5 protein-coding genes are annotated in these 4,843 nt (G+C 72.1%); 1 reads left to right on the top strand and 4 read right to left on the bottom strand.

What is annotated here, in order from left to right:
• Positions 1 to 165: 165 nt before the first annotated feature.
• The 4 genes from ACIQIB_RS10925 to ACIQIB_RS10910 form a co-directional block, all read right to left on the bottom strand.
• Positions 166 to 414 carry an acyl carrier protein gene (locus tag ACIQIB_RS10925; RefSeq protein WP_363607155.1) on the bottom strand — a complete coding sequence of 83 codons (249 nt, stop codon included), beginning with the start codon at positions 412 to 414 and terminating at the stop codon, positions 166 to 168.
• A gap of 81 nt (positions 415 to 495) precedes the next feature.
• On the bottom strand, positions 496 to 1,530 hold the full coding sequence (locus tag ACIQIB_RS10920; protein WP_363607154.1) for a beta-ketoacyl-ACP synthase III: 1,035 nt from the start codon (positions 1,528 to 1,530) through the stop codon (positions 496 to 498).
• The gene (locus tag ACIQIB_RS10915; RefSeq protein ID WP_363607152.1) at positions 1,527 to 2,477 is read right to left on the bottom strand and encodes an ACP S-malonyltransferase; all 951 of its coding nucleotides are present in this window, start codon (positions 2,475 to 2,477) and stop codon (positions 1,527 to 1,529) included. Before ACIQIB_RS10915 ends, ACIQIB_RS10920 begins: the two co-directional genes overlap by 4 nt.
• A gap of 90 nt (positions 2,478 to 2,567) precedes the next feature.
• Complete coding sequence (locus ACIQIB_RS10910; protein WP_363607248.1) at positions 2,568 to 3,764, bottom strand: helix-turn-helix domain-containing protein; 1,197 nt, start codon at positions 3,762 to 3,764, stop codon at positions 2,568 to 2,570.
• Between the two features lie 207 nt (positions 3,765 to 3,971).
• Between ACIQIB_RS10910 and ACIQIB_RS10905 the strand changes: the two genes are divergently transcribed.
• Positions 3,972 to 4,748 (top strand): pirin family protein, encoded by a 777-nt coding sequence (locus ACIQIB_RS10905; protein ID WP_363607150.1) that lies wholly within the window; start codon positions 3,972 to 3,974, stop codon positions 4,746 to 4,748.
• Positions 4,749 to 4,843 lie beyond the last annotated feature (95 nt).

Below are 4,843 nucleotides of genomic sequence, written 5' to 3'. Positions count from 1 at the left end.
CGGTCACTGTATCTTCGTCTCTCCCGTTTGGGCGGCGTTGGGCGGCGCGCGGGGGGGGGGCACCCGGCGGGGGCGCCCAACCGGGCGCCCGGGCCGGAGTGTCGGCCGGCTCTGGGAGCCGGCCGACGGTCAGACGTCGTCGAGTGAATCGAACGCGTCGATCGCTCAGGCGTCGGCGTTGGTGAGGATGTAGTCCACCGCGTCGCCGACGGTCTTCAGGTTCTTGACCTCGTCGTCCGGGATCTTCACGTCGAAGCGCTCCTCGGCGGCCACGACGACCTCGACCATGGACAGCGAGTCGACGTCCAGGTCATCGGTGAAGGACTTGTCGAGCTCGACGTCCTCGGTCGGGATGCCGGCGATCTCGTTGACGATCTCAGCGAGACCTTCCAGGACCTCGTCCTTGGTAGCCATACTGGCTGCTCCTCTTCGGTGTTGAATGCGGCCGCCCGGCGGACGGACGCAGGCTTGCGGGATAAGTGGGGCGAAACGCGCCTAGGGGAGCGTAACGACTGCCGCGGCGTAGACCAGACCCGCCCCGAACCCGATGATCAGTGCGAGGTCGCCGCTGGAGGCTTCGCCGCTCTCCAGCATGCGCTCCATCGCCAGCGGGATGGAGGCCGCGGAGGTGTTGCCGGTCTCGGTGATGTCGCGGGCGACCGGCACCGTGTCGGGCAGCTTCAGCGCCTTGATCATGGCGTCCGTGATGCGCATGTTGGCCTGGTGCGGAATGAACGCGCCGAGCTGGTCGGCGGTGATCCCGGCGGCGTCCAGCGCCTGCTGGGCCACCTTGGCCATCTCCCAGACCGCCCAGCGGAAGACCGTCTGACCCTCCATCCGCAGGGCCGGCCACTTGGTCTCCGGGCCCGCGCCGTTGACGGCGTCCTCCTTGGCGAAGGCGGTGTCCCAGGCCTGGGTCTGCGTGATGACGTCCTTCTGGGAGCCGTCCGAGCCCCAGATGACCTTGCCGATGCCGGGAGTGTCGGACGGGCCGACGACCGCCGCGCCCGCGCCGTCACCGAAGATGAACGCGGTCGAGCGGTCCGACTGGTCGGTCAGGTCGCTGAGCCGCTCGACGCCGATCACCAGGACGTACTCGGCGCTGCCGCCGCGGATCATGCCGTCGGCCAGGCTCAGGCCGTAGCCGAAGCCGGCGCAGGCGGCCGAGATGTCGAAGGCCGGGGCGGTGCCGCAGCCGAGCCGCTCGGCGATCTCGGTGGCGATCGCGGGGGTCTGCTTGAGGTGCGAGACCGTCGCGACGATCACGCCGCCGATCTGGTCCGGGGTGAGTCCGGCCTGGGCGATCGCCTTGCCGGAGGCCTGCACCGACATCTCGGCGACGCTCTCGTCCGGACCGGCCCAGCGGCGCTCGGCGATCCCGCTCCGGGTGCGGATCCACTCGTCCGAGGAGTCGATCCAGTTCAGCACCTCGGCGTTCGGGATCACCCGGACCGGGCGGTAGCCGCCGACACCGAGGATGCGCGAGTACTGCGCGCCGATGGCCGGGCGGATCTGAGGGGCGCTTCTCATGCCTCGTTCTCCTGGTCCTGACCGCCGTGCTCCGCGACCAGCTCACGGGCCTTGTCGAGGTCGGCGGGCGTCTTCAGGGCAAGCGTCGCCACACCCTTGAGGTTGCGCTTGACCAGTCCGGTGAGGGTGCCCGCCGGGGCGAGCTCGATGACGGCGGTCGCGCCCAGCTCCCGCAGGGTCTCCATGCACAGGTCCCAGCGGACCGGGTTGGAGACCTGCGACACCAGGCGGTCCAGCACGTCGGTACCGGACGACACGACCGCGCCGTCCCGGTTGGAGAGGTAGGTGACCTTCGGGTCGGCGACCGACAGGGTCGGGGCCAGCTTCGCCAGGCGCTCGACGCCCGGCGCCATGTGCTCGGTGTGGAACGCGCCGGCGACCTTGAGCGCGATCAGCCGGGCACCGGCCGGCGGGTCGGCCTTCAGGGCCTCCAGCTGGGCCAGCGTGCCGGCGGCGACGATCTGGCCGCCGCCGTTGTTGTTGGCCGGGGTCAGGCCGTGCTCGGCGAGCTTGGCCGCGACGGCCTCCGGCTCGCCGCCGAGGACGGCGATCATGCCGGTCTCGGTGGCCGCGGCGGCCTCGGCCATCGCCAGGCTGCGCTCACGGACGAAGGTGAGCGCGTCGTGCGCGGTGAGCACCCCGGCACCGGCGGCGGCGGTGATCTCACCGACGCTGTGGCCGGCCACGGCGCCGACCAGCGTCCGGGCGCTGTCCTCGTCCGGGAACAGTGCGCGGGCGGTCACCAGGCCGGCCGCGACCAGCAGCGGCTGGGCGACGGCGGTGTCCTTGATTTCCTCGGCGGACGCCTCGGTTCCGGCGTGCACCAGGTCGAGCCCGGCGACCTCCGACCAGCCGCGCAGGCGGTCGGCGACACCGTCGACCTCCAGCCAGGGGCTGAGGAAACCGGGGGACTGGGCACCCTGTCCAGGGGCGACGATTACGAGCACGGTTCAACCCTCTCTCGCCAGGCGCCCGGGGGCGGGTAGGCGACGGTAACGAAGAAAAGCATCCGGGATTGTCAGTTCCCTACATCGCGGTCAATTGTGCTCTCCAGCCGCGGCGAGTCGTCCCAGCGCCAGTGCGATGCGCAGCGTGAACGCCGAACGTACGTCGGAGGGAGCGTAGCCCGTGACGTCTGTCACACGTCGCAGCCGGTAGCGCACCGTGTTGGGATGGACGAAGAGCATCCGGGCGGCACCCTCCAAAGAGGAGGCCTGCTCCAGGTAGACACTCAGGGTCTCCAGGAGTGCCGAGCCCGCCTCGTCCAGCGGTGTGTAGATCTCCTCCACCAGCTGGCGGCGGGCCGCCTGGTCTCCGGCGAGCGCGCGTTCGGGCAGCAGGTCGTCGGCCAGCACCGGGCGCGGGGCGTCCGGCCAGGCGGCGCAGGCCCGCAGGCCGGCGGCGGCGGCGTGGGCCGAGCGGGTCGCCGACAGCAGGTCGGGCACGGTCGGGCCGACCACCACCGGGCCCGCCGCGAACTGGCCGATCAGCGCCCTGGCCGCGTGCACCGGCTCCTTGTCGCCGCCGACCACCACCACCAGGCGCTTGCCCAGCACCCCGGTCAGCACATGCAGCTTGGCGTACCGGGCGGCCCGGCGGATCGCCTCGACCACCAGCTCGCTGTCCCCGTCCGGGGCGCTGCCCATCACCACCCGGACCTGGCTCGGCTGGCCCCAGCCGAGCGCGGCGGCCCGGGAGAGGACTCCCTCGTCGGCGTCACCGGAGAGCAGCGAGTTGACGACCAGTGCCTCCAGCCGGGCGTCCCAGGCGCCGCGCGCCTCGGCCGCCTGGGCGTAGACCTGGGCGGTGGCGAAGGCGATCTCCCGGGCGTACACCAGGACGGACTCGCGCATGTCCGCCTCGTCACCGGGGGCGGCCACCTCCTCGATGGCCTCCTCCATCACCTCGATCGTGGTGCGGATCAGCTCCACGGTCTGGCGCAGCGTGATCGCCCTCGTCAACTCGCGCGGTGCGGTGCCGAAGACGTCGGTGGAGATGGCCTGCGGGGCGTCGGGGTGGCGGTACCACTCGGTGAAGGCGGCGATCCCGGCCTGGGCGACCAGGCCGATCCAGGAGCGGTGCTCCGGCGGCATCCGCCGGTACCAGCCGAGCTGGTCGTCCATCCGCGCGATCGCGGCCGTGGCCAGCTTGCCCGAGGATTTCTCCAGCCGCTTCAGCGTCGCGACCCGGCGCTCGGCGCGCTCGGCGGCGAGTCTGCGTTCCTGTACGGTCAGGCGCGGCGCCGCCCGGCCGGGCCGGTCCCGGCCGGCCCCGGACGTCGGGCTCTTCCCGTTCTTGTCGGGCTTGGCGTTCGGATCGCTCTTGGAGTTCGCGGAAGCGGCTGGCACAAGGACAAGACTGCCTCACCGGAGTGGCTGCTCGTGCACGCCCCCCGCCGGAGGGCCACGGTGGCGGCCGTCACACCCGCTACCGTGGAGGCCGTGACCGACGCCCCCGCCCGCCCCCGCGCCGACCTGCGCCGCACCGCCGAGCGCCACCTCTCGATCCCGGCCGAGGGCATCGAGACCAGACACGCGTTCTCCTTCTCGGGCCACTACGACCCGAAGAACACCCACTTCGGCGCGCTGCTGGCCTGCAACGAGGAACTGCTCGCCCCCGGCGCGGGTTTCGACGAGCACAAGCACCGGGACACCGAGATCCTCACCTGGGTGCTGGAGGGCGCGCTCGCCCACCGGGACTCCCGCGGTCACAGCGGGGTGGTCCGCCCCGGCATGATCCAGCACCTGAGCGCGGGCTCCGGTGTCACCCACACCGAACGCAACGTCGGCGGCGCCCGGGGGCCGGTCCGCTTCATCCAGATGTGGCTCCAGCCGGACGTCTTCGACGCGCCCCCGGTGTACGGGCTACGCCGGGTGGAACCGGCGGACGGCGGGTTGACGCTGCTCGCCTCCGGCCTCGAACGGGACGCCGGGACGGACGCCCTGCCGCTGCGCCGTTCCGACGCCGCGCTCTGGCTGGCCACCGCGGGGCCCTGGCAGCCGCTGCCCGAACTCCCGGCCGCCGCATGGCGGTACGCCCATCTGACGGCCGGTTCGCTCGGCTACCGCACCGTGCCGGGCCCGCAGGGCGGCGGCCGGTCGATGGTGCCCGGCGACAGCGTCCGGATCACCGGCGGCGCCTTCGCGGACCCGACGGCCGGGGAGACCGGCGCCGAGCTGCTGCTCTGGGAGATGCACTCGCCGGTCTCGTACGGTTAGCTTGTCGTTTGACCTCCATTGATCATCTTCTGTGGCGTTCGGGTTATCGCCTGTCTGTTCGCTATTGGTTGGTGACCAGGGCGAGTCCGACGTCA

The sequence above is a fragment of the Kitasatospora sp. NPDC092286 genome (genome assembly GCF_044755565.1).
Lineage (GTDB): Bacteria > Actinomycetota > Actinomycetes > Streptomycetales > Streptomycetaceae > Kitasatospora.
Note: the sequence above shows the minus strand (reverse complement) of the source record. Positions and strands in the feature narration are given on the sequence as shown.

Coding starts and splice junctions, on each gene's coding strand:
- ACIQIB_RS10925 (WP_363607155.1), bottom strand. CDS start 414: ATGGCTACCAAGGACGAGGTCCTGGAAGGTCTCGCTGAGATCGTCAAC.
- ACIQIB_RS10920 (WP_363607154.1), bottom strand. CDS start 1,530: ATGAGAAGCGCCCCTCAGATCCGCCCGGCCATCGGCGCGCAGTACTCG.